This is a genomic window from Nonomuraea bangladeshensis (genome assembly GCF_039529455.1).
Taxonomy (GTDB): Bacteria; Actinomycetota; Actinomycetes; order Streptosporangiales; family Streptosporangiaceae; genus Nonomuraea; species Nonomuraea bangladeshensis.
In genome coordinates, this window is sequence record NZ_BAAAMV010000004.1 from 290,356 (window position 1) to 313,715 (window position 23,360).

The following is a 23,360-nucleotide window of genomic DNA, read 5'->3' on the forward strand; positions in this document are numbered from 1 at the left end:
ACCGTTCGGAGCCTGAGCTCCCGAAATGCCCCCGATGGCAGTGCTCTGCCGTGGCCGCTTACAGGACGGTCAGGTGGCCGTACCTGGACAGGGCGGCGGCCAGGTCGCCGGGTTCGCTGCGGAGTGCGGCGTCGAGGAAGGCGACGGTGGCCGCCGCGGTGATGCGTGGCCCGGCGGTCCGGCCGAGGGAGCCGACGAGCGTGGGCAGCGGCGGCAGGAAGAGCGGGGCGTCGGTGAAGGTGAGGTGTGCCGAACCGGGGACGGTGAGCCGGTAGCTCGTCGCCGTGCTGAGCTGGAGCACCCGCGTGAGGCGCGAAAGGTAGTCCGGCTCCTCGCCCGGCTTCACGTCGTGGGTGAGCGCGAGCACGGGCTGGCCGAACGGTCGCGGCGCGGGGTCTCGCGGGAAGCCGTCGATGTCGATGACGGCCGCGAACCGGGGGTCCTGGCGGGCGGCCTGCAGGGCGGCGGCGCCCCCGAGGGAGTGGCCGGTCGCCGCGGCCCGGCGGATGTCGAGCCGCCCGGTCAGCAGGCCCGGGATCTCGCCGCGGTCCAGGCGGCCGAGCTGGGTGAGGACGAAGCTGAGGTCGGCGGCCCTGACCGCGGTCCACCCGGCCGCGCGCCTGTCGTCCTCCGCCTGGTCGCCGGTGGAGGCGACCCGGGTGCGGATCGTCCGGCCGTCGGTGAGGGTGACGACGGCCGAGTCGTACGGGTGGTCGAGGGCCGCCACGACGTAGCCGCGCCCGGCCAGTTCCTGCGCCCAGGCGGTGCTCTGGGTGCGCACGCCGCCGAGCCCGGGCGAGAACAGCACCACGGGGAAGCGGCCGCCTCCGGCGGCCACGGGGGCATCAGGCACGGAGCGCGTGTGGGCGCGTGCCGCCTCGTCGAGAACGAAGCGCGGAAGGCCGAGGTAGTCGGCCTCGCCGTGGGCGACGAGCCGCGCCTCCTCCGCCGTACGGCCCAGGTACCACGCCGGCCGGGCGGCAGGATCGCGCCGCGCGGGATACCAGAGCTGGACGACGACCGTCCGCCTGTCATCGGTCCGCGACGTGGCGGTCTCCGCTCGATCGGGGTCGGTCCACTGCGCGACGGTGGTGCCGACGGCGTAGGCGCCCGACGGCTCGGGGAACACGGGCCGGGGCAGCGCCCACGCCGCCGCGGCGCCCGCCAGAACCAGCGCCAGGCATGCCGCCGACCCCGGCAGGGCCAGCCACAACCGGGCGCGCCGTCTCCGCAGGGAGAGGGCGCCGGACGTCAGTGCGATGGCCCCGCCCGCGAGGACGGGTATGAGCTGCCAGCGGATCCCGAGCACGGCCAGCACGATCGCCGACACCGCGAGGGCCGCCGCGCCGGCCCACGTCGAGGGCCGGCGCGCGCCGGGCGGCAGCCAGCGGGCCAGCACCAGCACGACGGCGGCCGCCAAGGCCACGAGCTCTACCGGGGACAGGCCGAACAACACGGTCACAGTCATGGTGATCACGGTGGCGGAGCGGCCTCGGCCGGACATCGGCCCCGATGGGGAAAGTCGTGCGCGACCTCGGTATGACCCCGCACGACCGGTCTGCGACCGGGGTCGCAGGGCCCGCCGATCAGCGCGGCTCCCACCATGTCAGGTTGGCTTCCGCCTGGGACGCCGGCTCGATGATCTCCCATGCCTCGGCGATCAGACCGTCGTCCAGCCGCCAGACGTCGACGACCGTGATCTCCGGCCCGGCATCGGGCAGTCGGCGCCGCGAGTGCATCACGACGTGATCGCCGTCGGCCAGCACGTGCTCGATCTCGACCTGCATGCCGGCCAGCGGGACGAGCGCGGCGCTCACGGCGGCCAGCCATTCCGGCTTCGTCCTGGCGGTCGCGTCGGGACGGTGGTGCAGGAAGTCGTCGCTCAGCAGGGGCGCGAGCGCGCCGACGTCGCCGGTCGCGACCAGCGCGGTCAGCGCCTGCTGGACGATGCTCTTGTTGTCGTGGGTCATGTTCTGTGTGGTCACGGGCGGCAATGTTTCCGGCGTCCGTGATGCTTGTCGATGAAATCGCATTTCATGGCGTTCCGTAGGTAGGTGAGTAGCATCGGGGCCCATGCACACGGTGGGGGAGTTGCTGCGGGAGTGGCGGCATCGACGGCGGCTCAGCCAGCTCGATCTCGCGATCGCCGCCGACGTGTCGGCCCGTCACGTCAGCCTGGTGGAGACCGGCAAGTCCCGCCCGAGCGCCGAGATGATCGTGCGCTTGGCCGGGCAGCTCGACGTGCCGTTGCGGGAGCGCAACCGGCTGCTGCTGGCCGCCGGGTTCGCGCCCCGCTACGCCGAGCGGCCTCTCGACCGTGAGGCGCTGGCGGCGGCCTGGGACGCGATCGAACGGGTGCTGCGCGCGCACGAGCCGTACCCGGCGTTGGCCATCGATCGCCGGTGGAACATCGTGATGAGCAATCGCGCCCTCGGCCCGTTCCTCGCCGGCGTCGCCCCCGACCTGCTGGTCCCGCCGGTCAACATGGTGCGGATCGGGCTGGACCCGCGCGGGCTCGCCCCGCACATCGTCAACCTGGCTCAGGTGCGCGCGCTGCTGCGTACCCGGATCGCGCGGCAGCTCGCCACGGCTCCTGACCCCGAGCTCACCGCGCTCTACGAGGAACTCCTGGCCCCTCATGCGGGGGACCCGGGTCAACCGGCCGGCTCCGAGATCGCCATCCCGATGATCTTCCGCTTCGGCGGGCGGGAGCTGCGGCTGTTCTCGACGACGACCACGTTCGGCACGCCGATGGACATCACCCTGGACGAGGTCTCGATCGAGTCGTACTACCCGACGGACGCCGACAGCGCCGCCTACTTCACCGCCGCACCCGCCTAGCGGTGACCTCCGCGCCGCCCTACTATGCAACTGAACAGTTTGCTATGCACGTGGATAGGAGCGCGGGGCAGTGACGACATCAGGACCCGACACCGAGGACCTGACCGCTCGCGCGCGGATCAGAGACGCGGCCCTGCGGCATTTCGGGGAGCACGGCTTCGACAGGGCGACGACCCGGGCGATCGCCGAGACTGCCGGCGTCTCCCCGGGGCTGCTGCGCCATCACTTCGGCTCCAAGCAGGCGCTGCGCGAGGCGTGCGACGCCCACCTGGTCAAGCTGATCAGCAGGATCAACGAGCAGGCCGCCGCCGACATGGCCGCGGGCGGCGTGAACGGCGTGAACCACGTCGCGGCCTCCATGGCGGCCCTCGGGCCCTACCAGCGCTACCTGGCGCGCGCCCTGACCGAGGGGCGGGCCGAGCCGGTCTTCGACGCGATGGTCCGGATGAGCGAGCAGTGGCTCGCGGGGCTCGACGAGCGCCGCTCCGACGTCCCTTTTGCCGGCCGCAAGGCCAGGGCGACGGTGGGCACGGCGATGGCCCTGGCCGTCGGGATCCTCCACGAGCACGTGTCCCGAGGGCTGGGCGCCGACGTGTCCGGCGAGGAGGGCGCCCACCTGCTCGCCCTGACCCTGCTCGACCTCTACTCCCACCCCTGGCTCAGCCCGGACGAGGCCGCCGCCTACCGCGACGCCCTGGACAGGACCCGGACGGACGCCGGAACCGCACTCCCGACCGAGGAGGGCCCGCGATGAGTGACGCGTTATCCGTCACAGGCTTGGTCAAGACGTTCGGTTCCACCCGCGCGCTGGACGGCCTCGATCTCGTCGTGGACGCCGGCGAGGTGCACGGCTTCCTGGGGCCGAACGGCGCGGGCAAGAGCACCACGATCCGGATCCTGCTCGGCCTGCTGCGCGCCGACGCGGGCACCGCCCGGCTGCTCGGCGGCGATCCGTGGGCCGCCGCGACGGAGCTGCACCGCAGGCTGGCGTACGTACCCGGGGATGTCGTGCTGTGGCCGCAGTTGTCCGGCGGCGAGGTGATCGATCTGCTCGGGCGGCTGCGCGGCGGGCTCGACGAGCGGCGCCGCGCCGCGCTGCTGGAGCGCTTCGACCTGGACCCCCGCAAGAAGTGCCGCGCCTACTCCAAGGGGAACCGGCAGAAGGTCGCCCTGATCGCCGCGCTGGCCTCCGACGCCGAGCTGCTCGTCCTCGACGAGCCCACCTCGGGCCTGGACCCCCTGATGGAGGAGGTCTTCCGCGAGACCGTCCGGGAGGAGCGGCGCCGCGGTGACCGTACCGTGCTGCTGTCCAGCCACATCCTGGCCGAGGTCGAAGCGCTGTGCGACCGGGTGACCATCGTCAAGGACGGCCGCACGGTCGAAAGCGGGTCCCTGGACGGTCTGCGCCATCTCACCCGCACCTCCATCCAGGCCGACCTGGCGGCGCCGGCGGGGGAGCTGGCCGGCCTGCCCGGGGTGCACGGCCTGCGCACCGAGGGCGGCCGGGTGTGGTTCGACGTGGACACGGCCGGCCTGGACGTCGTGCTGCGGCGCCTCACCGACCTCGGCGTACGCGCCCTCGTCAGCCGGCCTCCCACCCTGGAGGAGCTGTTCCTCCGGCACTACGACCGCACCGGCAGGAGCGCATGAGTCCCTTCGCCGGCACCGGCCACCTGGTCCGCCTGGCGCTGCGCCGCGAACGGGCCGTCGCCCCCTGGTGGATCCTGCTGATCGTGAGCATGAGCCTGGTGATGGTGGCCTACGTCAACCGCTACATGGCCACCCAGGAGCTGAAGCTCACCTACCTCGGCATCATCACCAGGACGCCCTTCCTCCACGCGATCGGCGGCGGCCGGGTGGAGCCCCGGCTGGAGGTGCTGGCCACCTGGCGCAGCGGCGGCTTCCTGTACGTGGCCGGCGCGTTCGCCGCCGTGATGTCGGTCGTCCGGCACACCCGCGGGGAGGAGGACGCGGGCAGGACCGAGCTGGTCCGCGCCGCCGTCGTGAGCCGTCGTGCCCCGCTGGCCGCCGCCGTGCTGGTGGCGGCGGGCATCAGCCTGGCCGCCGGGGCGCTGACCGCGGCCGCGCTGATCACGGTCGGGCTCCCGCCGATCGGATCGATCGCGTACGGAGCCGCCATCGCGCTCGCGGGCTGGCTGTTCGGCGGCATCGCCGCGGTCGCCGCCCAGCTCGCCGCCGGCGCCCGCTCGGCCACCACGATCGCCCTGTCCGTGCTCGGCCTCGCCTACGTGATGCGCTTCTCCGGGGACGCCATGGGACAACCCTGGCTGAAGTACCTGTCGCCCATCGGCTGGAGTCACCTGGTGCAGCCGTACCAGGGCGAGCGGTGGTGGCCGGCCGGTGTCATGTTCGTGGTCGGCGCCGCGCTGCACGCGCTCGCGTTCGGGCTGCTCGACCGCCGCGACCTCGGCGCCGGCGTGCTGGCCGAGCGGCCGGGCCCGGCCACGGCCCCGGAGCTGCGCGGCCCGGTCAGCCTGGCCTGGCGGCTGCACCGCGGCCTGCTGTTGAAGTGGGCGGTGGGGGTCGGGGTCTTCGCGGGGGCGGCGGGCGCGCTGTCCCCGTTGACGAACGATCTGCTCACGCGGCCGAGCGTCATGCTGGACACCATCACCGCCATGATCGGCATGCGCTCGCCGTCGCTCGCCGCGTACGTCTGGTACCTGATCATGATCATCGCGTACGCCGTCGCGCTCTACCCGGTGCTCATGGTCATCAGGCTCCGTGCGGAGGAGGTCTCGGGCCGCGGTGAGGCGGTGCTGGCCACCCCGCTGACCCGGCTGCGCTGGGCGGGCGGGCACCTGCTCGTGACCGGGCTCGGCACGGCCGCGCTGATGGCCGTCGCCGGTCTGGTCTTCGGCACGGTGTTCTCGCTGCTCGTCGGCGACCTCGCCACCGACCTGCCCCGCTTCGTCGCGGGGGCGCTGACCACCGTGCCCGCGGCGTGGAGCGTGGGGGCGGTGTGCCTGCTCGCGTACGGGCTCACGCCGCGGGCCGGCGTGGCGGTCTCCTGGCTGGCCTGGATCCTGACCTGCGCACTGGGGCAGATCATCTCCCCCTTCTACGGCTTCTTCGGCGGTTTCCCGGTGGAACCGTTCCACTACGTCGCGAACGCGATGACCGGGGCGCCGTACGACGCCCGCCCGGCCCTCGCGCTCACCGCGGTCACCGCCCTCCTCCTCGCCGGCGGCCTGCTGGCCCTGCGCCGCCGCGACTTCGGCTGAGCCCGGCGTCAGCGGTCGGGCAGGATGCGCATCGAGCGCAGCGGCGAGGCGAGCGCGATGCCGGTGCCCGCCAGCATCAGGCAGGACGTGACGACCAGGGTCGCCCGCAGGCCGAGCGCCTCACCGGCCACGCCGCCGAGCACCGCGCCGAGCGACTGGCCTCCGTAGGCCAGGAACCGCCAGATGGCGTTGGCGCGGGAGAGCAGCTCCGGAGGGATCAGGGCCTGGCGGAAGGTCTGCTGGTTGACGCCGTACAGGGAGGGGCCGCTGCCCCGCAGGACCTGCGAGAGGACCAGGACCGTCAGCGTCACGGCGAAGGGCCCGGCCGCGGCGGCCAGCACCAGGCCCGCGACCGAGACCAGGAGCATGCCCAGGATGAACGTCGGACCGGGGCCCATGCGGTGGGTGACGCGGGTGGCCACCAGGGCGCCCGCGACGCCGGCCGCGCCGGTGAGCGCGACGAGGACGCCGATCAGGCCGGCCGGCAGGCCGAGGTCGCGTACGAGGTAGAGCACGAGCACGACGGCCTGGGCCTGACCGGCGAACGCGCCGACGGTGGCGGCCAGGATGACCGTGCGCATGACGGGGTGGGCGAAGACCGCGCGCAGGCCCTCGGCCAGGTCGGCGCGCAGCCGCACGGGACCGCGTCCGCCGCTGACGCGCGGCCGGCCGGCTGCCCGGATGCGGGTCTTGACCAGGGCGGAGATCAGGAACGAGGCCGCGTCGACGGCGATGGCGATCGGCGCGGTGAGCGCCGACACCAGCAGGCCGCCCACGGCCGAGCCGGTGGTGTTCACGGTGGCGTTGCTCAGCATGAGCGTGCTGTTGGCGGCGAGCAGCCGCTCGCGCGGGACCAGGTGCGGGGTGAACGACTGGGCCGCGACCGACTCGAAGAGCGCGGCGATCCCGGCCAGCGTCACCACCGCGTACAGGTGCCAGATCCGCAACTGCCCCAGGACGGCCAGGACGGGCAGCGCGCCGAGCAGCAGCGCCCGGACCGCGTCGGCGATGACGATCGTGCGGCGGTAGGGGACGCGGTCCACCCACACGCCGGCCGGCAGGCCCAGCACCAGGTGCGGTAACAGGCCGAGCGCGCCGAGCAGCCCCATCTCGGTGGCCGAGGCGCCCAGGTCGAGCACCGCGGTCAGGGGCAGCGCCACGGTGGTGACGCTCGACCCGAGCAGCGAGACGGAGTTGCCGGTGAACAGCCTGCGGAAGTCAGGGTGGTGAGCCAGCACCGCCCAGAAGGGTTCCGGCGGCGGCTCTTCGGCGTCGCGTGCCTCGTCCTTGCCACGGATCACGGGGCACGCTAACCCGGACCGGCGACCCGGGCAAGGCATACCGGTCGGAACTCTTCTCCTGGTACGTACCGGGCCCATTCCGTGGGTGTGAAGGACCGGCCCGCGAGGTCGCACAGGGCAGCGGCCAGGTTCGGGGGAACGGCCACGTTCCACAGGCGCACGGTGTGATCCAGGCCCGCGGTGGCCAGCGTGGTCCCGTCCGGGCTGAACGCCACGGCGGCCGTGACCTCTTGGTGGGCGGTGAGCGAGGCGCCGATGGGATGGCCGGTGGCGACGTCCCACAGGCGTACGGTGTGGTCCTCACCCGCGGTGGCGAGCCTGGCGCCGTCCGGGCTGAACGCCACCGAATAGACCGAGCCCTCGTGGCCGGTGAGCGGGTCGCCGAGCTGCCGGCGGCCGGCGACGTCCCACAGGCGCACCGTGTGGTCCTCACCTCCGGTGGCCAGCCTGGTCCCGTCCGGGCTGAACGCCACCGAATAGACGATCTGTTCGGGGCCGGTGAGCGGGTCGCCGACCTGCCGGCGACCGGCGACGTCCCACAGCCGCACTCTTCCGTCCTTGCAGCCCACGGCCAGGCTGCGCCCGTCCGGACTGAACGCCACCGAACAGACATCCTGACCGGTGAGCGGGTCGCCGATCTGCCGGCGGCCGGCGACGTCCCACAGCCGTACGGTGGTGTCGAACGAGCTTGTGGCCAGCATGGTCCCGTCCGGGCTCAGGGACATCGCCAGGATGGATTCGGCGTGGCCGTGGAGGGGCTTGCCGATGGGATGTCGGGTGGCCGCGTTCCACAGCCGTACGGTGTGGTCGTTGCCGGCACTGGCGAGAGTCCGTCCGTCTGGGCTGAACGCCACCTCGACCACCTCGTCCTCGTGGCCGGTGAGCGGGTCGCCGATCTGCCGGCGGCCGGCGACGTCCCACAGGCGCACCGTGTGGTCCTCACCTCCGGTGGCCAGCCTGGTCCCGTCCGGGCTGAAGGCCACCGAGCGCACGGATTTGTCGTAGCCGGTGAGGGGCTTGCCGACGGGATGCCGGGTGGTCACGTCCCAGACCCGTACCGTGTGGTCGCCGGTGCCGCTGCTCCACAATGTCGTCCCGTCGGGAGAGAAGGCCAGGGACAGCACGCTGCGCCCGATGAGGGGAGCGCCGATCTGGCGGTGGGTGGTCATGTCCCACAGCTTGATCTTCCCGGCGGAGGCGGTGGCGAGGACGCTTCCGTCCGCGGTGATCGCCGCGGCACCACCCCACACGTCGTCCGCCTCCAGGGGAGGGCCGACCTGACGGCCCGTCCTCACGTCCCACGCCCGCCCCGTCGTGCCCTCCGAGGTGATCAGGGTACGGCCGTCCGGGCTGAAGGCCAGTGCGGACAATCCCTGCGCCTCGGGCGAGTCCTCGACGGAGACGGGGTCGATCTCGCGCAGGGAGAGGGTGTCCCACAGGCGCACCGTCCTGTTGCCGTGATGGGTACGGGCCATAATCCGCCCGTCAGGGCTGAAGATCGCCGAGATGGAGCCGGCGTAGTCGGGGGTGTGCTCGGCGGCGATCGGCGTACGACGGTTCAGGTCCCACACCCGCAACGTCCCGCCGGTGTCCATGCCGGCCAGGGTGTGCCCGTCCGGGCGGAACGCCACCGCCAGAACGGGGTCGGCCACGGTGAGCGGGGCGCCGAGCTGGCGGCGGGCGGCCACGTCCCACAGCCGGATGGTGCCGTCCGACGAGCCGGTGGCGAGCGTACGCCCGTCGCGGCTGAACGCCACCGACGACACCGGTTCCTCGTGGCCGGTGAGCGGGGCGCCCAGCGGGCGGCGGGTGACCGTGTCCCACAGCCGTACGGTGGCGTCGCTGTTGTGCGCGCCGGCCATGATCCGCCCGTCGGGGCCGGCCGCCAGCGCGTTCATGAGTCCGGGCAGAACGGCTCGTTCGGGCCGGCTGAGCACGTTGACCATGGCGAGGCGCGCTTCGGGGGTCGGGGCGAGCGCCCAGGCGGTGGTGGCCAGCCGGGCGGCCGTGGCGGGGTCGCCGGTCAGCAATTCACTCTGCACGGCGAGCTGCCGGGAGAGGGCCTGGGCGCGCTGGTACAGAGCCAGATCGCGTTGGCGGACGGCGTATCCTCCGGCTGCCACGACCACGATCAGCAGCGTGGTGAGCAGGGCGATGAGTTGACGCCTGCGGCGGATCCGGCGGGCGGCCAGGCGGTGCTCGGCGGCCTCGGCCGCCAGGCAGGCGTCCAGGAAGTCCCGTTCGAGGGTGGTCAGGGCGGCCGGCTGGGAGCCGGCCCATTCCCGGGCGGCGCTCAGCCGGGTGCCGCGATACAGCAGCGAGGTGTCGCGGTGCTCGCGTTCCCATGCCTCGGCGGCTTCGGCGAGGCGGCGGTGGGTGCGCAGCCCGGCACGGTCGGCCACGATCCACTCGCGCAGCCGGGGCCAGGCCCGCAGCAGCGCCTCGTGGGCGAGCTGGGCGGATCCGGCGTCCAGGGTGAGCAGGCGGGCGGTGGCGAAGGCGTCGATCACCTCCGAGGTGGGCTCCGGCGGGAAGTGCGCGGGTGGCAGCCGGCGGATGTCGACGGGACGGCGCGTCTCGGGGCCGGACTCCTCGACGCACACCATGTGCAGCAGCAGGCGGCGGGCGATGTCCTGGCCGGTGGGGTCGAGAGCGGTGTAGACGTTCTCGGCGGTGGCGGCGACCGCGCCCGCGATCCCGCCGGTCAGCCGGTAGCCCGCCACGGTCAGCGTGTCGCCGGCGCGGTGCTGCCAGGTCGCCAGCAGCGCGTGGGACAGCAGGGGCAGCGCGCCCGGCTCGTGCGCCGGCCCGCTTTCCCGCCCGTCCGCTCCGGGCGGCACGCCCAGGTCCCGCAGCAGCAGCTCCACCAGCGCCGGCTCCACGCCGAGGCCCGCCTCGCGGGCGGGGCCGGTGATGACCTCGCGCAGCTCGGCGACGCTCATCGGGCCGAGCGGCAGCTGTCCCTCGCGCAGGGCCTCCAGCAGGACGGGGTGGTTGAGGCAGTGGCCGTAGAAGTCGGCGCGCACGCCGAGCACCACGGGTTGACCGGCGACGGCCAGCGCGTCCACGGCCGCGAGGAAGGTACGGCGTTCGGCGTCCTCGTCGCAGAGTGTGAAGATCTCCTCAAGCTGGTCGACCACCAGCACCAGGCGGCGCCGGGGACCGCCGTCGGGTGTCCCGCCGTTCACCGCCTGCGCGACCTGTCCGGCGAAGGCGGCGGGATCGTCCGCGAGGACGCCGGCCAGAGGGACGGGGTCGAGCCCGGTGGCCGTGCTGATCCTGGCCGGCAGCTCGGCGACCGGATGCGCGCCGGGGGTGAACACGACGGCCGGCCACGAGCGGGATCCGGGCGCCGGCAGCACCCCTCGGCGCAGGGCGGGCAGCAGCCCCGCCCGCAGCAGGGACGTCTTGCCCGCCCCCGAGGGGGCCACCACGATCAGCGGCCCGCGCCCCGGCATGCGCTCGGCCAACCGCCCCACCAGCACGCCCACCGTACGGTCCCGGCCGAAGAACCAGCGGGAATCCTCGGGCCCGTAGGGCTGAAGCCCCCGATAGGGGCAGCCCCCGCGCGCCTGTGTGATCGACTCGGCCAGCTCGGTCAGCTCGCCGCCGGTCTCCAGAACCGCGTCGCACCGGCGCGCCACCCCCACCGACAGCGCCTTCTCGCCGGTCTCGACCTTGCTCAGGTAGCCCTTGCTGTAGTGGGTCAGCCGGGACAGCTCCTTCAGCGACAGCCCGCGTGCCGCCCGCAGCCGCCGCAGCGCGGCGCCGGGGGTTGTCTCCGGACCGCCCTCGCCCTCGTGCACCCCCGAGACCCTACAAGCCGTGAGGGGCTGGTCGCAGTACGTGGTGCGGCTTGTGGTGGTACCTCCGGGTTTCCCTGGCCACCAGGTCGGGAGGGCGACGGGAAACCCCTACTGCGCCTGCCACGGGCGGCAACACGATCGGTGCACCGGTTCATCCGGACCGGAAGCCATCCAGAGGAAGGAAGCAACATGCGTGCTCACATCCGTCTCACCCTCGGTCTCGCTCTCGGCCTCGCCGCCCTCGCCGCGCCGGCCACGCCGGCGGTCACGGCGTCGGCGACCCAGGCGGCGCAGGCCCAGTCCGCGAGGTCCGGCGTCGACTTCCGCGTGCCCGGGGTCCGGATCTTCTCCCGGCCGGACGGGGGAGCGACCCGGGTCGGCCTCGGCTATCCGGGCCAGGGCTGGGACATCCAGGGCACCGGGTACGGCACGGCGTACACCTGCGACAACGGCGTGACCACCACCAGCTGGGAGCACGGCCGCAACATCCGCACCGGCGTGGTCGGCTGGGTCCCGAGCTGCAACACGGTGATCGTCTAGCGTCCGCCCCTGGAGGCCCTCGGGGACGCGCCGCGGCGCGCTCCGGGGGCCTTCCCGGTTCCTGTCCCGGGCCTCCGCTGTCACCAGGGGAGGGGGCCTTCGGCGTCGAAGTAGCCTCCGGTGGGGCCGTCGGGGCCGACCTGGGCCATCCGGACGATGATCTCGGCGCCCTCCTCGACGGTCTGGATGCCGGTGTGGCCGTTCAGGTCGGTCGCGGTGTAGCCGGGCTCGACCGCGTTGATCCGCATGTCCGGAAACGCCTTGGCGTACTGCACGGTGATCATGTTGACCGCGGCCTTTGACGCCGGGTAGGCGACGCCGGGGTAGGCGTGAGCGGGTGTGCCCGGGGCGGTCATGCGGGTCAGCGAGGCCAGTCCGCTGCTGACATTGACCACGACCGGGGCCGCGGAGCGCCGCAGCAGCGGCAGGAACGCGTGCGTGACGCGCACCAGGCCGAAGACGTTGGTCTCGAACAGCTGCCGCATCAGGTCGGCGGTCGTCTCCGCGGCGCCCGCGACCAGGTTTCCTTCGCGGCGGCCTTCGATGCCGGCGTTGTTGACCAGCACGTCCAGGCCGCCGTCGGCCTCGATGGTCTTCGCCGCGGCCGCGACGGAGGCGTCATCGGTGACGTCGAGAACAACCATCCGCGCGCCCAGCCTCGCGGCGGCCCGGCGCCCGCGCTCGGCGTCCCGGCTGCCGACGTAGACGGTGTGGCCTGCTGCGACGAGCCTGCGAGCGGTCTCGAAGCCCAGCCCCTTGTTCGCCCCGGTGATCAGTGTTGTCGTCATGTCCCCAGGGTCCGGCCGGATGGGTCGGGCAGCCAGCCGTCTCGTCTTCCTGGGACTGGCGGTACCAGGAAGACCCGCCGGCCGGCGGTGCACAATGGTGGGCATGGCGGAGTTCGGGCGGGCGGTGCGGCGCTGGCGCGATCGCGTCTCGCCCGAGGTCGTCGGGCTGCCGGTCGGTGGGCACCGGCGCGCGGCCGGACTGCGCCGTGAGGAGCTGGCCCTGCTGGCCGGGATCTCCGTCGACTACCTCACCCGGCTGGAACAGGGCCGCGCCGCCAACCCGTCCGCGCAGGTCGTCGATGCCCTGGCCAGGGCGTTGCGGCTGTCGCCTGCCGAACGCGCCCACCTGTTCGGCCTGGCCGGGCTGGCGCCGCCCGGCCCGCGGACGGTCCCGGCGTACATCACGCCGAGCGTTCAGCGGCTGCTGGACCGGATGAGCGGGACACCCGTCGCCGTCTACGACGCGTCCTGGACCTTGCTGATGGCGAACCCCCCGTACGCGGCGTTGATGGGCGACCCGTCCGGATGGCGCGGCGACCAGCGCAACGCCGTGTGGCGGCACTTTCTCGGCCCGTCCACCCGGGTCCGGCACACGCCGGAGTCCCGGCGCGCCCTGGAGAGCGCCCTGGTCGCCGACCTGCGCGCGGCCGCCGCCCGCTACCCGGCCGACCAGCGGCTCCGGCACCTGGTCGCGGAGCTGCGGGCAGGCAGCGACCGGTTCGCCGAACTGTGGGATTCCGGCGCCGTCGGCCACCACGAGGCCGCGCGCAAGACCATCGATCACCCGCACGCAGGGGCCCTGACGCTGGACTGCGACGTGCTCACCGTGTCCGGCAGCGACCTGCGCATCATGATCTACACGGCGGAGCCCGGCACCGTGGACGCCGAACGCCTCGCCCTGCTCACCGTGCTCGGCACCCAGACGCTCACCGGGTAGCCGGGCCGGGCCGCCGCCGGCACGTCATCCCTCAGACGCTCTCGGCGCGGAGGGCGTCGATCAGGGCGTCGACGGCGGCGAGCGCGGCAGAGGTGTCGAGCCCGGCGCGGGCGACCAGGGAAAGGCCCTGGACGGTGAACAGCAGGAGCTGCGCCTGGGCCTCGGGGGTGGCGGCCCGGGTGACCTCGCCGTCGGCCTGCGCGCGCCGCAGGGCGTCGGCGACGATCGTGGTGAAGCGGGCGTGCGAGCGGGCCACGATCTCGCGGGCCTCGGCGTCGTGCGGGACCAGTTCGGCGGTGGTGTTGCCGATCATGCAGCCTTGCGGAACGCCGGCGTCGGAGGCGTACTCCCGCGCCCGGGCCGGGTTGGCGAGCACCTCGCGCAGCGCCGGCAGCACCGGCCCGTCCTCCAGCGCCGCGACCAACTGACGCTCGTAGGTGTCCCAGTACAGCCGGACCGCCGCCAGGTAGAACTGCCGCTTGTCGCCGAAGGCTCCGTACAGGCTGCCCCGCTCCAGCTCCAGCGCGTCGACCAGGTCCTGGACGGAGGTCTCTCCGTAGCCCCGGGACCAGAACAGCAGGAGCGCGCGCTCCAGGGCCTGGTCCTTGTCGAACGCGCGGGGTCGTCCTGTCCGTGCCATGTCCCCAGGGTACGGCTTTTTGACCGCTCGCACGAAATGCCCTACGGTGACGTCGAGCGACTTTTTGAACGCTTGCATGAAAGTCGGCGTACGAGAGGCAGGACCACATGGACTTCACCGGAAAGACGGCACTGATCACCGGGTCGGGCGCCATCGGCGGGCTCGGGCACGCGACCGCGAGGATCCTCGCCGCCGCCGGAGCCGACGTGATCATCACCGGCACGGACCCGGAGCGCGCCGCCCTGGTCGTGGACGACGTGCGGGGGAGCGCGGGCGGCTCCGTGCGCTTCGTTCCCGCCGACCTGGCCGACCCGCAGGCCGTGCGGAGACTGGCCGAGGACGCCGGGGCGGTGGACGTGCTCGTCAACAACGCGGGCGTCGTCCCGTTCAGCGCGACCCCCGAGCAGGACCTGGCCGCCTACGACGCCGCCTTCGCGGTCAACGTGCGCGCGCCGTTCATCCTGGTCGCCGAGCTCGCACCGAAGATGGCCGCCGGCGGGGGCGGCAGCATCGTGAACGTCAGCTCCACGGCGGCCGGCCTGGGCATGCCGCTGATGGCGGTCTACGGCGCCACCAAGGCGGCGCTCGAGTCCCTGACCCGCACCTGGGCGGCCGAGTTCGCCGCCTCGAACGTACGCGTCAACGCCGTGTCGCCCGGCCCGATGACCACCTCCAAGGTGGTGGCGGCCATGGGACCGGATCTCGGCGGCATGGGACTGACCACCGCGCTGAAGCGCACCGCCGACCCGGCCGAGGTCGCCCGCGTCATCGCCTTCGTCGCCAGTGACCAGGCCAGCTACGTCACCGGCGCCGTCGTGGCCGCCGACGGCGGCCGTACCGCCATCTGAGCCCGGACGCGCCGGCCGCCGGCACGACGCCGTCGGCCGGAGCCCCGTCCGTTGGAACCACGCGCCTCGGCGCGAGTGAGGAGAACAAGGTCAATGGGTCGTCTTGCGGGAAAGCACGCACTGATCACCGGCGGGACCAGCGGCATCGGCTTTGAGACCGCCCGCCAGTTCCTCGCCGAGGGAGCGGCCGTCGCGATCACCGGCCGCTCGCGGGAGCGGCTGGCTGAGGCCGCCCGGCAGTTGGGCGGCCCGGTGCTGACCGTCCTCAGCGACGCCGGCGACGTGCCCGGCCAGGCGGCGCTGGCGGCGCAGCTGCGGGAGGAGTGGCCGCAGGTCGACATCGTGATGAGCAACGCCGCCGACGTCACCCACCTCCCGATCGAGGAATGGACCGAGGAGGCGTTCGACAGGCTCGTCGCCACCGACCTCAAGGGGCCGTTCTTCCTGATCAAGGCGTTGCTGCCGCTCCTGTCCCGGCGGGCCTCGGTCATTCTCGTCGGCTCGGTCTCGGCCTTCGTCGGGCACGAGAACGCGGCGGTCTACGGTGCCGCCAAGGCGGGCCTGCTGTCCTTGTCCCGCGGGCTGACCTATGAGCTGAAGGACCGGGGCATCCGGGTCAACGGGCTGAGCCCGGGGCCGACCGTCACGGACACCTTCAAGTCGCTCGGCCCCGAGCGGCAGGCCGCCGTCTACGACGAACTCCGGCGGACCGTGCCCCTCCATCGCCTGGGAACCGCCACCGAACTGGCGAAGGCGGCCGTCTACCTCGCCTCGGACGAGTCCGCCTACACCGCGGGGACCGTGCTACGCGTCGATGGCGGGATCGGGGAGCTCGCGTACTGAACGCCCCGCGCTACTCCCCGGCCGGGAGGGCCGCCCGCGGTGGCTCCGTGAGCAGTGCGGCCGCCCAGAGGAACACCTTGGGATCGCCGAGGCCCGAGTCGGTGAGCCATTGAGCGGCCCTGCGAGCGTCCTGCTCGTCCTGGATCAGCCCATCGGGGCCCGGCCGGACGCCGGTGGCCTGGTGGACCTCGGTGACGAGGCCCCCGATGCAGATCCAGGTGTGCCAGTTCGCGACGTCGAAACCGACCAGTTCGAAACCCAGCCGCCGCTCGCCGGCCCCGGGGAACTCCTCACGCCGGACCAGCCGGTCCGGGAGACTGCCGTCCCAGCCGTCGCGGGCCATGTCGTCCTGCAACCCCGGAACGTCATCCGCGGCGAACCCGACCCCGAGCACGTGCAACTCCGGGTCGCCGGCCTGGCTACGGGCGATCTCGGCCTCCTGGGAGCTGGCGAACCAGTGGTCCCAGCCGGCGGGATCCACTGGCACGAGGTCCACCATGCAGTCGCTCAGCGACAGCAACTGCGGGCCGGTCAGTCCGGCCTCCTGCCAATCTGGCATATAGCCGCGGGTGGCGACCCGATAGCCGGCGAGAACGTAAGGCAGTTCCATGGCACTACTGTTCCGTATCCCGTCGATCTCACCGGTTGTAGAGCCTGCGCGCCCACAGATATCCGCCCAGCGCGATGGCCGCGCTCCACAGTGCCGCCGCCGCGAAGCTGGATCCCGCGGGCTGCCCGGCCAGGAGCGCGCGCAGGGCTTCGATGACCGGTGTGAACGGCTGGTGTTCGGCGAACCAGCGCAGCGGGCCCGGCATCGACTCCGGCGGGACCACGCCGCTGCCCAGGAACGGCAGCAGCATCAGCGGCATCGGCAGGTTGCTGGCCGTGGCCACGTTCTTGGTGACCATGCCCAGCGCGGCTGACAGCCAGGTGATGGCGAAGGTGAACATCGCCAGCAAGGCGATGACCCCGAGCCAGTCCAGCGTGGAGGCGGCGGGGCGGAAGCCGATCAGCAGGGCCGCCAGCGTCACCGCCGTGATCGCGATGAAGTTCTGGACCAGCGCGCCGAGCACGTGCCCGGTGAGGACGGAGACGCGGGCGATGGCCATGGTCTTGAACCTGGCGACGATGCCCTCGGTCATGTCCAGGGCCACCGAGATCGCCGTCCCCTGCGCGGCGCTCGCGATCGTCATGATCATGATGCCGGGGGTGATGTACGCGGCGTAGGCGGCGCGGTCGCCGCCGATCCCGGCGCCCATGATGCCGCCGAGGACGTAGACGAACAGCAGCAGGAGCACGACCGGGACCCCCGCGTAGGTGAGGATCAGCGTGGGGTAACGCCACATGTGCCTGATCTGACGGCGCAGCATCGTGGCCGAGTCGGTGACCGCTCTCATCGGGAGGACTCCTCGGTCAGGGCGAGGAAGACGTCGTCCAGGTCGGGCGTGTGCACCGACAACTCGGCGACGTCGATGGCCTGCGCGTCCAGCCACTCCAGGAGTTTCCGCAGCGCCCGGACGCCGGTGTCCGGGATCTGCACCGTGAGGGTCTCGTCGTCGCGCGAGGTGGCTCCCACGTGGGAGGCCGCCCTGAGGTAACCGTCGGCATCGGCGCAGCGCACGACCAGATGCCCTCCGGGGACCAGCCGCTTGAGCTCGCCCGGCGTGCCCTCGGCCACCAGGCGGCCCTGGCTGAGCAGCGCGACGCGGTCGGCGAGTTCGTCGGCCTCCTCCAGGTATTGGGTGGTCAGGAAGATGGTCACGCCGTCCTGCTGGACGAGCTCCCTGACGATCTGCCACATGGTGCGGCGGCTGCGCGGGTCCAGGCCCGTGGTCGGTTCGTCGAGGAAGATGAGTCTGGGCCGGCCGACCATGGTCATGGCGAGGTCGAGGCGGCGGCGCATGCCGCCCGAGTAGGCGGCCGCGGGCCTGCGCGCGGCGCCGGTGAGGTCGAAGCGCTCCAGCAGGTCGCCGACGCGCCTGCGGCCCTCGGCGCGGCCGAGGTGGAGCAGGTCGGCCATGAGCCGCAGGTTCTCCTCGCCGGTGAGGAAGCCGTCGACCGCGGAGAACTGGCCGGTGACGCCGATCGCGGCGCGCACCTTGTCGGGTTCCTCGGCCAGGTCGTGCCCGGCCACCCGGATCTCGCCCGCGTCGGCCTTGATGAGGGTGGACAGGATCTGCACGGTGGTGGTCTTGCCCGCGCCGTTGGGGCCGAGCAGCGAGAAGACGGTGCCCTGGGGGATGGTGAGGTCGATGCCGTCCAGGACGCGGTGGTCGCCGTAGGACTTACGCAGCCCCGTCACCGAGACGCCGGGGGACGGAGGGACCGGCTGGTCGCGACAGTACATGTTCGTCACAAATTGAAAGCTACGTTGCTTTCAGAAATTCCGTCAATCCATCACTCCACATAAACGCAGGTCAGACAGGGGAAAATGCTGCGTTGACGCTGGAGCTGAATGCAATGAAACATTGCATTGTGTGGCGCCGAACGCAATAGTGACGTCATGCCAGAAGGAAGGTTGACCCTGCAGGACCGCCGACGGATCGCGGCCGGTCTCGCCGACGGCCGCTCCTACGCCGAGATCGCCAGGCGACTGGACCGGCCGACCTCGACGATCAGCCGGGAGATCGGCCGCAACGGCGGCCCCGCCGGCTACCGCCCCGAGCGGGCGCACCAGGCGGCGGCGCGGCGGGCGCGGCGCGCCGCCCCCGCACGTTCGCCCGAGGCCGGACCCCGGGACCGCAAGGTCGTCGAGGTGGAAGAGGGAGCCGTCGAGCTGGCGGTCGGGATGGGCCTGCCGAAGATGGTGGCGCGCGTGCTCATCGGCCTGTGGCTGAGCGAGGACGGCAGGCTCACCGCGGCCGAGCTGTCACGCGGGCTGAAGGTCAGTCCCGCCTCGATCTCCATGGCGGTGGGCTACCTGACCCAGCAGGGGCTGATCAGGCGCGAACGTGATCCGCAGCGGCGCCGCGACGTCTACGTGGTCGACAACGACGCCTGGTACCACTCGACGGTGATCGGCGCGCGGCAGACGCTCGCGGCGGCGGAGCTCACGAAGGCGGCGGGGCAGACGCTCGGGCTCGACACCCCCGTGGGACGCCGCCTGGCCAGGGGCGGTGCGTTCCTGGAGCGGATCAGCCTGGACGCTCTGGCATCGGCCGAACGCTGGCGCGACCTCTTGCCGTGATGTCCCCGGCCGGCGCCGTCGGTTCTCGCGGTCAGGACAGCGAGGCGGGCAGGGCGAAGGACGGGAAGTGGTCGCGACCGAGGAACGAGACGATGCGGCAGATGCGCGCGTCGCGGAACGCGAGCACGGTGATCGACCAGGCGGCGTGCGGTCCGGCGACGTCGTCGCCGCCGATGTAGAACGCCACGGCGGGCTGGCCGTTGGCGCTGGTCGGGAGGGTACGCCAGCCCGGGCAGCCGGCCATGGGGACCCGCATGGCGAAGTCGGTGACGGCCGCCAGCCCCTCGTACCAGGTCGGCAGAGGCGGCATGGACCAGGTGACGTCCTCGGTCAGCAGGGGGACGAGGGCGTCGATGTCGCCGCGTTCCAGCGCCGCCGCGAACGCGGCCACGAGGGTCCGGACCTTGGCGTCGCCGATCTTCCGCAGTGCCTGCTGCTGGCTCGGGGAGGGGATCTTCTCCGCCACGAGCCTGCGGGCTCGCGCCAGGGCCGAGTTCACCGATGTGGTCGAGGTGTCCATCATGGTGGCGATCTCGGCGGCGGAGAACCCGAGAACCTCGAACAGCAGCAGCGCTGCCCGCTGGTTGCCCGGCAGGTGCTGCAGAGCGGCGACGAAGGCGAGTTCGACGGACTCCCGCTGCTCGTACCGCGCCTCAGGGACGGCCCGGCCGTCGACGAGTCCCTGGTCGGGGTAGGGGCCCAGCCAGGCGACGTCGGTCAGCGGGGCGGCGTCCGGCACGGCTCGTTCGCTGGAGGAGCCGAGGTCGGCGGGCAGCGCCCGCCTGGCGCGGCCGTCAGCCAGGTCCAGGCAGGTGCGGGTGGCCACGGTGTAGAGCCACGAACGCAACGAGCTGCGGCCCTCGAACCGCGCGAGCCCGCGCCACGCACGCAGCAGGGCGTCCTGCAGGGCGTCGTCGGCGTCGTGACTTGAGCCCAGCATGCGGTAGCAGTGGGCGTGCAACTCCTGGCGCAGCGGTCCCACGAGCCGGGCGAAGGCGGCGTCGTCCCCCGCGCGAGCCCGGTCCAGGTCAGCCTGGAGCCCAGAAGAAATTTCCCCCATGAACGACGATTGTGCCCTAAAGCAGCAGTCCTACCAGGTGATGGGCCACACGGGCCCTCGTTGAGGAGGACTGCCATGACGTCGATCGGATGGTTCGACATCTCCACCCCTGACGCTCCGCGAGCGCGGCGTTTCTACCGGGAGCTGTTCGGCTGGACGGTGAACGCCATCGACGAGACCTACGCGCTCGTCGGCGGTGACGGCGACCGCCCGGCGGGCGGCATCGGCCAGGCCGGGCCGGGCAGCCCGTACACCGGGGTCGTGGTCTACTTCGCGGTCGACGACGTCGAGGCCGCGCTGGAGCGTGCGGAGAGCCTCGGCGGCAGCCGCGTCATGGAACCGGCGCCGACGCCCATGGGGCGGATCGCGGTGTTCGCCGACCCCGACGGCAACCGGGTCGGTCTGGTGAGCCACTGATCATTTCGGCCGGGGCCACGCCAATGGGCCCCGGCCCCCTTGCACAATGGTCAAGAATCCTTGACCATTGTCCGCGTGCCTACCGATGATCTCCCCGAGACGTTTCACGTCACCACCGACGAGCAGCTGCGCGCCGTCTCCAACCTCACGCGCCACCGGATCATGGCCATGCTCCGCTTCGAACCGGCGACGATCACGCAGATCGCCCAGCGGATGGGCCTGGCGAAGGGGAGTTCGAGCTATCACGTACGGCTGCTCGAACGGGCCGGCCTGGTGAAGGTGGTGCGGACCCGGAAGGTGAGAGGCGTCACCGAGCGGTACTACGCGATGGCCGCGCGCTCGATCGAGCTGCCGGATCCGGGGCCGGGGCAGCCGGACGTGCTGCTGCGGAACGCGGTGGCGGACCTCGAGGCGTCGCCGGCGGACGGCGAGCGGCACGTGAAGATGACCCATCTGCGACTCACCGAGGAGCAGTTCGCGGAGCTGGGGGCGCGCCTGGAGGCGCTGGCGGACGAGTACCGGACGCTGTCCGATCCGTCGCTTCCGGACGTGTCGCTGGTCTTCGCGCTGTTCCGGCCGGCCTCGCGCCGGCAGGCCGGGGAGGACGCCGAATGACGACGAAGCTGCCGACCGGCTTCGGGCGGCTGTGGACCGCGCAGACGGTGTCCTCGCTCGGTGACGGCGTGACGCATGCCGCGCTGCCGCTGCTGGCGGTGACGCTGACCCGGGATCCGATGGCGCTGGCCGTCGTCACGGCCGCGGGGACGCTGCCCTGGCTGCTGTTCGGAGTGCTCGGCGGTGCGCTGGTGGACCGCTGGGACCGCCGCCGCACGATGTGGGTCACGGACGCCGCGCGTGCGGTGCTGCTCGCCGTGCCCGCCGCGGCGGCGGCCCTCGACGTGCTGAGCATCCCGCTGCTGGCGGCCTCCGCGTTCCTGCTGGCCCTTGGCGGGCTGTTCTTCGACACGGCCGCCACGGCGTACCTGCCGGATCTGCTCCGCCGCGACCCCGCGCTCCTGCAGCGCGCCAACGCCCGCCTGCGCGGCGCCCAGACCGCGGCGTCCGGCTTCGCCGGGCCGCCCGCGGGCAGCGCGCTGCTCGCGCTCGGACGTTCGGTGCCGCTGCTCGCCGACGCGGTGTCGTTCGCGCTGTCCGCGCTGCTCGTCCGGTCGCTGCCCGCCGTGCCGCGCCCGGCCGCGGGCGCCCGCGACTCGCTGCTGCGGCAGGCGCGGGCCGGAGCCGCCTACGTCTTCAAGGACCGGCTGCTGCTCGGGCTCGCGCTCCGCCCGGCGGTCGGGAACGTCGCCTTCCTCGCCGTGGAGACCATCCTGGCCCTGTTCGCGCACGAACGTCTCGGCGTCGGCGCCCTCGGCTTCGGTCTGCTCCTCACCGCCGAGGCCGCCGGGGGCCTGCTCGGCGCGGGCATCGCCGCCTTCCTCGGCCGGCGTCTCGGCACCGGCACCGCGCTGACCTGCACCGCCACGATCGAGGGCCTCGGCGGCTGGCTGGCCACCACCTACGACCTGCGCACCCCGCTCTACGCCGCCGCCGGCCTCCTGCTGGCCATGACCGCCGTCACCGCGACCATGACCAGCAACGGCCGCGTCGAGGCCGCCCTGCGCGCCGCGCGCCCGCCGGCCGGTCAGGACCCCGCCGGAGAGCTCGCTGTGCAGACCGCGTCCGGGTGACGGTCATCGGTCGCCTGCTCCCGGGTCCACGCCTGGTCGGCCCAGGCCGGGTCGAGCGGAGTGGAGGCGATGTGGTTGGTGTAGTTGGACAGGGTCTTCATGCCCACCCCGAGCACGATGTCCAGCACGTGGCGGCGCGTGTGCCCCGCGGCCAGGAACGCCTCGATCTCGGCCTCGGCCACCCATCCGCGCTGCGTCACCACCGCCTGGGTGAGGCGGCGTACCGCCTCCAGCGCCTCGTCGGCCAGCGGCCGGCCGGCGCGCAGGGGCTCGACCACCTCGGCCGGCACCCGGGCGCGCAGCGCGAGCGTGGAGTGCGCGGCCACGCAGTACTCGCAGCCGTTGGCCACGCTGGCCGTGATGAGCACCACCTGCTTGGCCGCCGCCGGCAGCGACGACCTGCCGAACTGCTCGGCCAGCGCGTTGTAGCCGGCCAGCAGCTCCGGCGACTCCGCCATCACCCCGTTCAGCGTGGTCACGAAGCCCATCCGCTTCTTGGCCGCCGCCAGCACGGGGCGCGCCGCCTCGGGGGCGTCGCTCTCGTCGTACGTACGGAACTCGCTCATCGCTTCTCCTCGGGAGTGGTGAAACCATCGAGTACGGCGCGCACGCCCGCCAGCAGCACGGCCGCTTCGGCGCCGGCCCGTGAGCGCAGGTTGACCGCGTAGGCCTGCAGGGTGAGCGCTTCGGCGGCCCCCTCCAGGTCCAGGCCGGGCCGGAGCTGGCCGGCGGCGCGGGCCGCCTCCAGCGCGGCGCGCATCGCCGCCCGCAGCGTGTCGTGGTGGCGGTCCAGGATGTTCCGGATCTCCGGCAGGCCGCCGCTCGCCGTCGCGTGCGTGTTGGTGACCAGGCAGCCCCAGCGGGCGTGCTCGCCCGAACAGCGCGCCGCCACCAGCCGCTCGAAGAACGCGGCGATGGCCGGAACGCCGCGCTCGTCGGCGGCCAGGGCGTCGAACACCGGCCGCGACTGCCGCTCCAGGTAGCGGCCCAGCGCGGCGGCCTGCAGCTGTGCTTTGCCGCCGAAGGTCGCGTACAGGCTGGAGCGGCTGAGCCCCGTCGCCTGGACGATGTCGGCGATGCCGGTGGTGTCGGCCCCGCGCTGCCAGAACAGGGCTACCACCTGGTCCAATGTCAGCTCGGGATCGAAGTGTTTGACGTCGGGCATCCGCCGCCTCCTATCTTGGAATAGCCGTTCCAAGATAGGAGGTGAGGGCGCTCCTGC

24 protein-coding genes are annotated in these 23,360 nt (G+C 73.0%); 12 read left to right on the plus strand and 12 right to left on the minus strand.

From position 1 onward, the window contains the following. Positions 1-58: 58 nt before the first annotated feature. Together ABD292_RS13205 and ABD292_RS13210 are read right to left on the minus strand one after the other, a co-directional pair. Complete coding sequence (locus ABD292_RS13205) at positions 59-1,468, minus strand: alpha/beta hydrolase family protein (protein ID WP_344207444.1); 1,410 nt, start codon at positions 1,466-1,468, stop codon at positions 59-61. Positions 1,469-1,586: 118 nt separating this feature from the next. Continuing rightward, positions 1,587-1,985, minus strand: coding sequence for a nuclear transport factor 2 family protein (locus ABD292_RS13210; RefSeq protein WP_344207445.1), 399 nt, complete (start codon positions 1,983-1,985; stop codon positions 1,587-1,589). Positions 1,986-2,073: 88 nt separating this feature from the next. On the opposite strand from ABD292_RS13210, the gene ABD292_RS13215 reads away from it, so the two are divergent. The 4 genes from ABD292_RS13215 (at position 2,074) to ABD292_RS13230 (ending at position 6,083) form a co-directional block, all read left to right on the plus strand. Then, the gene (locus tag ABD292_RS13215) at positions 2,074-2,841 is read left to right on the plus strand and encodes a helix-turn-helix domain-containing protein (protein ID WP_344207446.1); all 768 of its coding nucleotides are present in this window, start codon (positions 2,074-2,076) and stop codon (positions 2,839-2,841) included. Between the two features lie 70 nt (positions 2,842-2,911). After that, the gene (locus ABD292_RS13220; protein WP_344207447.1) at positions 2,912-3,595 is read left to right on the plus strand and encodes a TetR/AcrR family transcriptional regulator; all 684 of its coding nucleotides are present in this window, start codon (positions 2,912-2,914) and stop codon (positions 3,593-3,595) included. After that, entirely contained in the window at positions 3,592-4,491 is a 900-nt protein-coding gene (locus tag ABD292_RS13225) for an ABC transporter ATP-binding protein (RefSeq protein WP_344207448.1), read from the plus strand. Before ABD292_RS13220 ends, ABD292_RS13225 begins: the two co-directional genes overlap by 4 nt. Then, positions 4,488-6,083, plus strand: a complete 1,596-nt coding sequence (locus tag ABD292_RS13230) for an ABC transporter permease (protein WP_344207449.1) — start codon at positions 4,488-4,490, stop codon at positions 6,081-6,083. The genes ABD292_RS13225 and ABD292_RS13230 overlap by 4 nt, the downstream gene beginning before the upstream one ends. An 8-nt stretch (positions 6,084-6,091) precedes the next feature. Here ABD292_RS13230 and ABD292_RS13235 read toward each other — a convergent pair whose 3' ends face one another. Beyond that, positions 6,092-7,384 carry an MFS transporter gene (locus tag ABD292_RS13235; protein ID WP_344207450.1) on the minus strand — a complete coding sequence of 431 codons (1,293 nt, stop codon included), beginning with the start codon at positions 7,382-7,384 and terminating at the stop codon, positions 6,092-6,094. An 8-nt stretch (positions 7,385-7,392) separates the two neighbouring features. Then, positions 7,393-11,190, minus strand: coding sequence for an nSTAND1 domain-containing NTPase (locus tag ABD292_RS13240; RefSeq protein ID WP_344207451.1), 3,798 nt, complete (start codon positions 11,188-11,190; stop codon positions 7,393-7,395). A gap of 189 nt (positions 11,191-11,379) precedes the next feature. Here ABD292_RS13240 and ABD292_RS13245 point away from each other — a divergent pair, with 189 nt between their 5' ends. Beyond that, positions 11,380-11,730, plus strand: a complete 351-nt coding sequence (locus tag ABD292_RS13245; RefSeq protein WP_344207452.1) for a hypothetical protein — start codon at positions 11,380-11,382, stop codon at positions 11,728-11,730. Positions 11,731-11,810: 80 nt separating this feature from the next. Here ABD292_RS13245 and ABD292_RS13250 read toward each other — a convergent pair whose 3' ends face one another. Continuing rightward, positions 11,811-12,518, minus strand: a complete 708-nt coding sequence (locus ABD292_RS13250; RefSeq protein WP_344207453.1) for an SDR family NAD(P)-dependent oxidoreductase — start codon at positions 12,516-12,518, stop codon at positions 11,811-11,813. 103 nt (positions 12,519-12,621) lie between these two features. Between ABD292_RS13250 and ABD292_RS13255 the strand changes: the two genes are divergently transcribed. Further along, complete coding sequence (locus tag ABD292_RS13255) at positions 12,622-13,455, plus strand: helix-turn-helix transcriptional regulator (protein WP_344207454.1); 834 nt, start codon at positions 12,622-12,624, stop codon at positions 13,453-13,455. 31 nt (positions 13,456-13,486) lie between these two features. Here ABD292_RS13255 and ABD292_RS13260 read toward each other — a convergent pair whose 3' ends face one another. Continuing rightward, positions 13,487-14,095, minus strand: a complete 609-nt coding sequence (locus tag ABD292_RS13260) for a TetR/AcrR family transcriptional regulator (protein ID WP_344207455.1) — start codon at positions 14,093-14,095, stop codon at positions 13,487-13,489. Between the two features lie 107 nt (positions 14,096-14,202). On the opposite strand from ABD292_RS13260, the gene ABD292_RS13265 reads away from it, so the two are divergent. Together ABD292_RS13265 and ABD292_RS13270 are read left to right on the plus strand one after the other, a co-directional pair. Continuing rightward, the gene (locus ABD292_RS13265; RefSeq protein WP_344207456.1) at positions 14,203-14,943 is read left to right on the plus strand and encodes an SDR family NAD(P)-dependent oxidoreductase; all 741 of its coding nucleotides are present in this window, start codon (positions 14,203-14,205) and stop codon (positions 14,941-14,943) included. A 93-nt stretch (positions 14,944-15,036) separates the two neighbouring features. Beyond that, on the plus strand, positions 15,037-15,786 hold the full coding sequence (locus tag ABD292_RS13270; protein WP_344207457.1) for an SDR family oxidoreductase: 750 nt from the start codon (positions 15,037-15,039) through the stop codon (positions 15,784-15,786). A 10-nt stretch (positions 15,787-15,796) separates the two neighbouring features. On the opposite strand, the gene ABD292_RS13275 is transcribed toward ABD292_RS13270, so the two are convergent. From ABD292_RS13275 to ABD292_RS13285, 3 genes are read right to left on the minus strand one after another with little or no spacing between them, the layout of a single operon-like run. Next, complete coding sequence (locus ABD292_RS13275; protein ID WP_344207458.1) at positions 15,797-16,396, minus strand: hypothetical protein; 600 nt, start codon at positions 16,394-16,396, stop codon at positions 15,797-15,799. A 28-nt stretch (positions 16,397-16,424) separates the two neighbouring features. After that, positions 16,425-17,183, minus strand: coding sequence for an ABC transporter permease (locus tag ABD292_RS13280; protein ID WP_344207459.1), 759 nt, complete (start codon positions 17,181-17,183; stop codon positions 16,425-16,427). Further along, positions 17,180-18,133, minus strand: coding sequence for an ATP-binding cassette domain-containing protein (locus ABD292_RS13285; protein WP_344207945.1), 954 nt, complete (start codon positions 18,131-18,133; stop codon positions 17,180-17,182). The genes ABD292_RS13280 and ABD292_RS13285 overlap by 4 nt, the downstream gene beginning before the upstream one ends. A 171-nt stretch (positions 18,134-18,304) precedes the next feature. On the opposite strand from ABD292_RS13285, the gene ABD292_RS13290 reads away from it, so the two are divergent. After that, positions 18,305-18,973, plus strand: a complete 669-nt coding sequence (locus ABD292_RS13290) for a helix-turn-helix domain-containing protein (protein WP_344207460.1) — start codon at positions 18,305-18,307, stop codon at positions 18,971-18,973. A gap of 31 nt (positions 18,974-19,004) precedes the next feature. Here ABD292_RS13290 and ABD292_RS13295 read toward each other — a convergent pair whose 3' ends face one another. Continuing rightward, positions 19,005-20,033, minus strand: coding sequence for a sigma-70 family RNA polymerase sigma factor (locus ABD292_RS13295; RefSeq protein WP_344207461.1), 1,029 nt, complete (start codon positions 20,031-20,033; stop codon positions 19,005-19,007). Positions 20,034-20,108: 75 nt separating this feature from the next. On the opposite strand from ABD292_RS13295, the gene ABD292_RS13300 reads away from it, so the two are divergent. The 3 genes from ABD292_RS13300 (at position 20,109) to ABD292_RS13310 (ending at position 22,138) form a co-directional block, all read left to right on the plus strand. Beyond that, on the plus strand, positions 20,109-20,450 hold the full coding sequence (locus ABD292_RS13300) for a VOC family protein (protein ID WP_344207462.1): 342 nt from the start codon (positions 20,109-20,111) through the stop codon (positions 20,448-20,450). A 75-nt stretch (positions 20,451-20,525) separates the two neighbouring features. After that, positions 20,526-21,065 carry an ArsR/SmtB family transcription factor gene (locus ABD292_RS13305; RefSeq protein ID WP_344207463.1) on the plus strand — a complete coding sequence of 180 codons (540 nt, stop codon included), beginning with the start codon at positions 20,526-20,528 and terminating at the stop codon, positions 21,063-21,065. Further along, positions 21,062-22,138, plus strand: coding sequence for an MFS transporter (locus tag ABD292_RS13310; RefSeq protein ID WP_344207464.1), 1,077 nt, complete (start codon positions 21,062-21,064; stop codon positions 22,136-22,138). The genes ABD292_RS13305 and ABD292_RS13310 overlap by 4 nt, the downstream gene beginning before the upstream one ends. Here the strand turns inward: ABD292_RS13310 and ABD292_RS13315 are convergent. Both ABD292_RS13315 and ABD292_RS13320 read right to left on the minus strand, forming a co-directional pair. Further along, positions 22,093-22,704, minus strand: coding sequence for a carboxymuconolactone decarboxylase family protein (locus ABD292_RS13315; protein ID WP_344207465.1), 612 nt, complete (start codon positions 22,702-22,704; stop codon positions 22,093-22,095). The two genes, ABD292_RS13310 and ABD292_RS13315, sit on opposite strands and share 46 nt — an antisense overlap. Continuing rightward, complete coding sequence (locus ABD292_RS13320; protein WP_344207466.1) at positions 22,701-23,303, minus strand: TetR/AcrR family transcriptional regulator; 603 nt, start codon at positions 23,301-23,303, stop codon at positions 22,701-22,703. Before ABD292_RS13320 ends, ABD292_RS13315 begins: the two co-directional genes overlap by 4 nt. Positions 23,304-23,360: the final 57 nt, after the last annotated feature.

What these genes read in the sequence shown, in the direction of transcription:
- ABD292_RS13205 (WP_344207444.1), bottom strand. Translation starts at nt 1,468, where the DNA reads ATGACTGTGACCGTGTTGTTCGGCCTGTCCCCGGTAGAGCTCGTGGCC.
- ABD292_RS13215 (WP_344207446.1), top strand. Translation starts at nt 2,074, where the DNA reads ATGCACACGGTGGGGGAGTTGCTGCGGGAGTGGCGGCATCGACGGCGG.
- ABD292_RS13225 (WP_344207448.1), top strand. Translation starts at nt 3,592, where the DNA reads ATGAGTGACGCGTTATCCGTCACAGGCTTGGTCAAGACGTTCGGTTCC.
- ABD292_RS13230 (WP_344207449.1), top strand. Translation starts at nt 4,488, where the DNA reads ATGAGTCCCTTCGCCGGCACCGGCCACCTGGTCCGCCTGGCGCTGCGC.
- ABD292_RS13245 (WP_344207452.1), top strand. Translation starts at nt 11,380, where the DNA reads ATGCGTGCTCACATCCGTCTCACCCTCGGTCTCGCTCTCGGCCTCGCC.
- ABD292_RS13250 (WP_344207453.1), bottom strand. Translation starts at nt 12,518, where the DNA reads ATGACGACAACACTGATCACCGGGGCGAACAAGGGGCTGGGCTTCGAG.
- ABD292_RS13255 (WP_344207454.1), top strand. Translation starts at nt 12,622, where the DNA reads ATGGCGGAGTTCGGGCGGGCGGTGCGGCGCTGGCGCGATCGCGTCTCG.
- ABD292_RS13260 (WP_344207455.1), bottom strand. Translation starts at nt 14,095, where the DNA reads ATGGCACGGACAGGACGACCCCGCGCGTTCGACAAGGACCAGGCCCTG.
- ABD292_RS13265 (WP_344207456.1), top strand. Translation starts at nt 14,203, where the DNA reads ATGGACTTCACCGGAAAGACGGCACTGATCACCGGGTCGGGCGCCATC.
- ABD292_RS13270 (WP_344207457.1), top strand. Translation starts at nt 15,037, where the DNA reads ATGGGTCGTCTTGCGGGAAAGCACGCACTGATCACCGGCGGGACCAGC.
- ABD292_RS13275 (WP_344207458.1), bottom strand. Translation starts at nt 16,396, where the DNA reads ATGGAACTGCCTTACGTTCTCGCCGGCTATCGGGTCGCCACCCGCGGC.
- ABD292_RS13280 (WP_344207459.1), bottom strand. Translation starts at nt 17,183, where the DNA reads ATGAGAGCGGTCACCGACTCGGCCACGATGCTGCGCCGTCAGATCAGG.
- ABD292_RS13285 (WP_344207945.1), bottom strand. Translation starts at nt 18,133, where the DNA reads ATGTACTGTCGCGACCAGCCGGTCCCTCCGTCCCCCGGCGTCTCGGTG.
- ABD292_RS13295 (WP_344207461.1), bottom strand. Translation starts at nt 20,033, where the DNA reads ATGGGGGAAATTTCTTCTGGGCTCCAGGCTGACCTGGACCGGGCTCGC.
- ABD292_RS13300 (WP_344207462.1), top strand. Translation starts at nt 20,109, where the DNA reads ATGACGTCGATCGGATGGTTCGACATCTCCACCCCTGACGCTCCGCGA.
- ABD292_RS13310 (WP_344207464.1), top strand. Translation starts at nt 21,062, where the DNA reads ATGACGACGAAGCTGCCGACCGGCTTCGGGCGGCTGTGGACCGCGCAG.
- ABD292_RS13315 (WP_344207465.1), bottom strand. Translation starts at nt 22,704, where the DNA reads ATGAGCGAGTTCCGTACGTACGACGAGAGCGACGCCCCCGAGGCGGCG.
- ABD292_RS13320 (WP_344207466.1), bottom strand. Translation starts at nt 23,303, where the DNA reads ATGCCCGACGTCAAACACTTCGATCCCGAGCTGACATTGGACCAGGTG.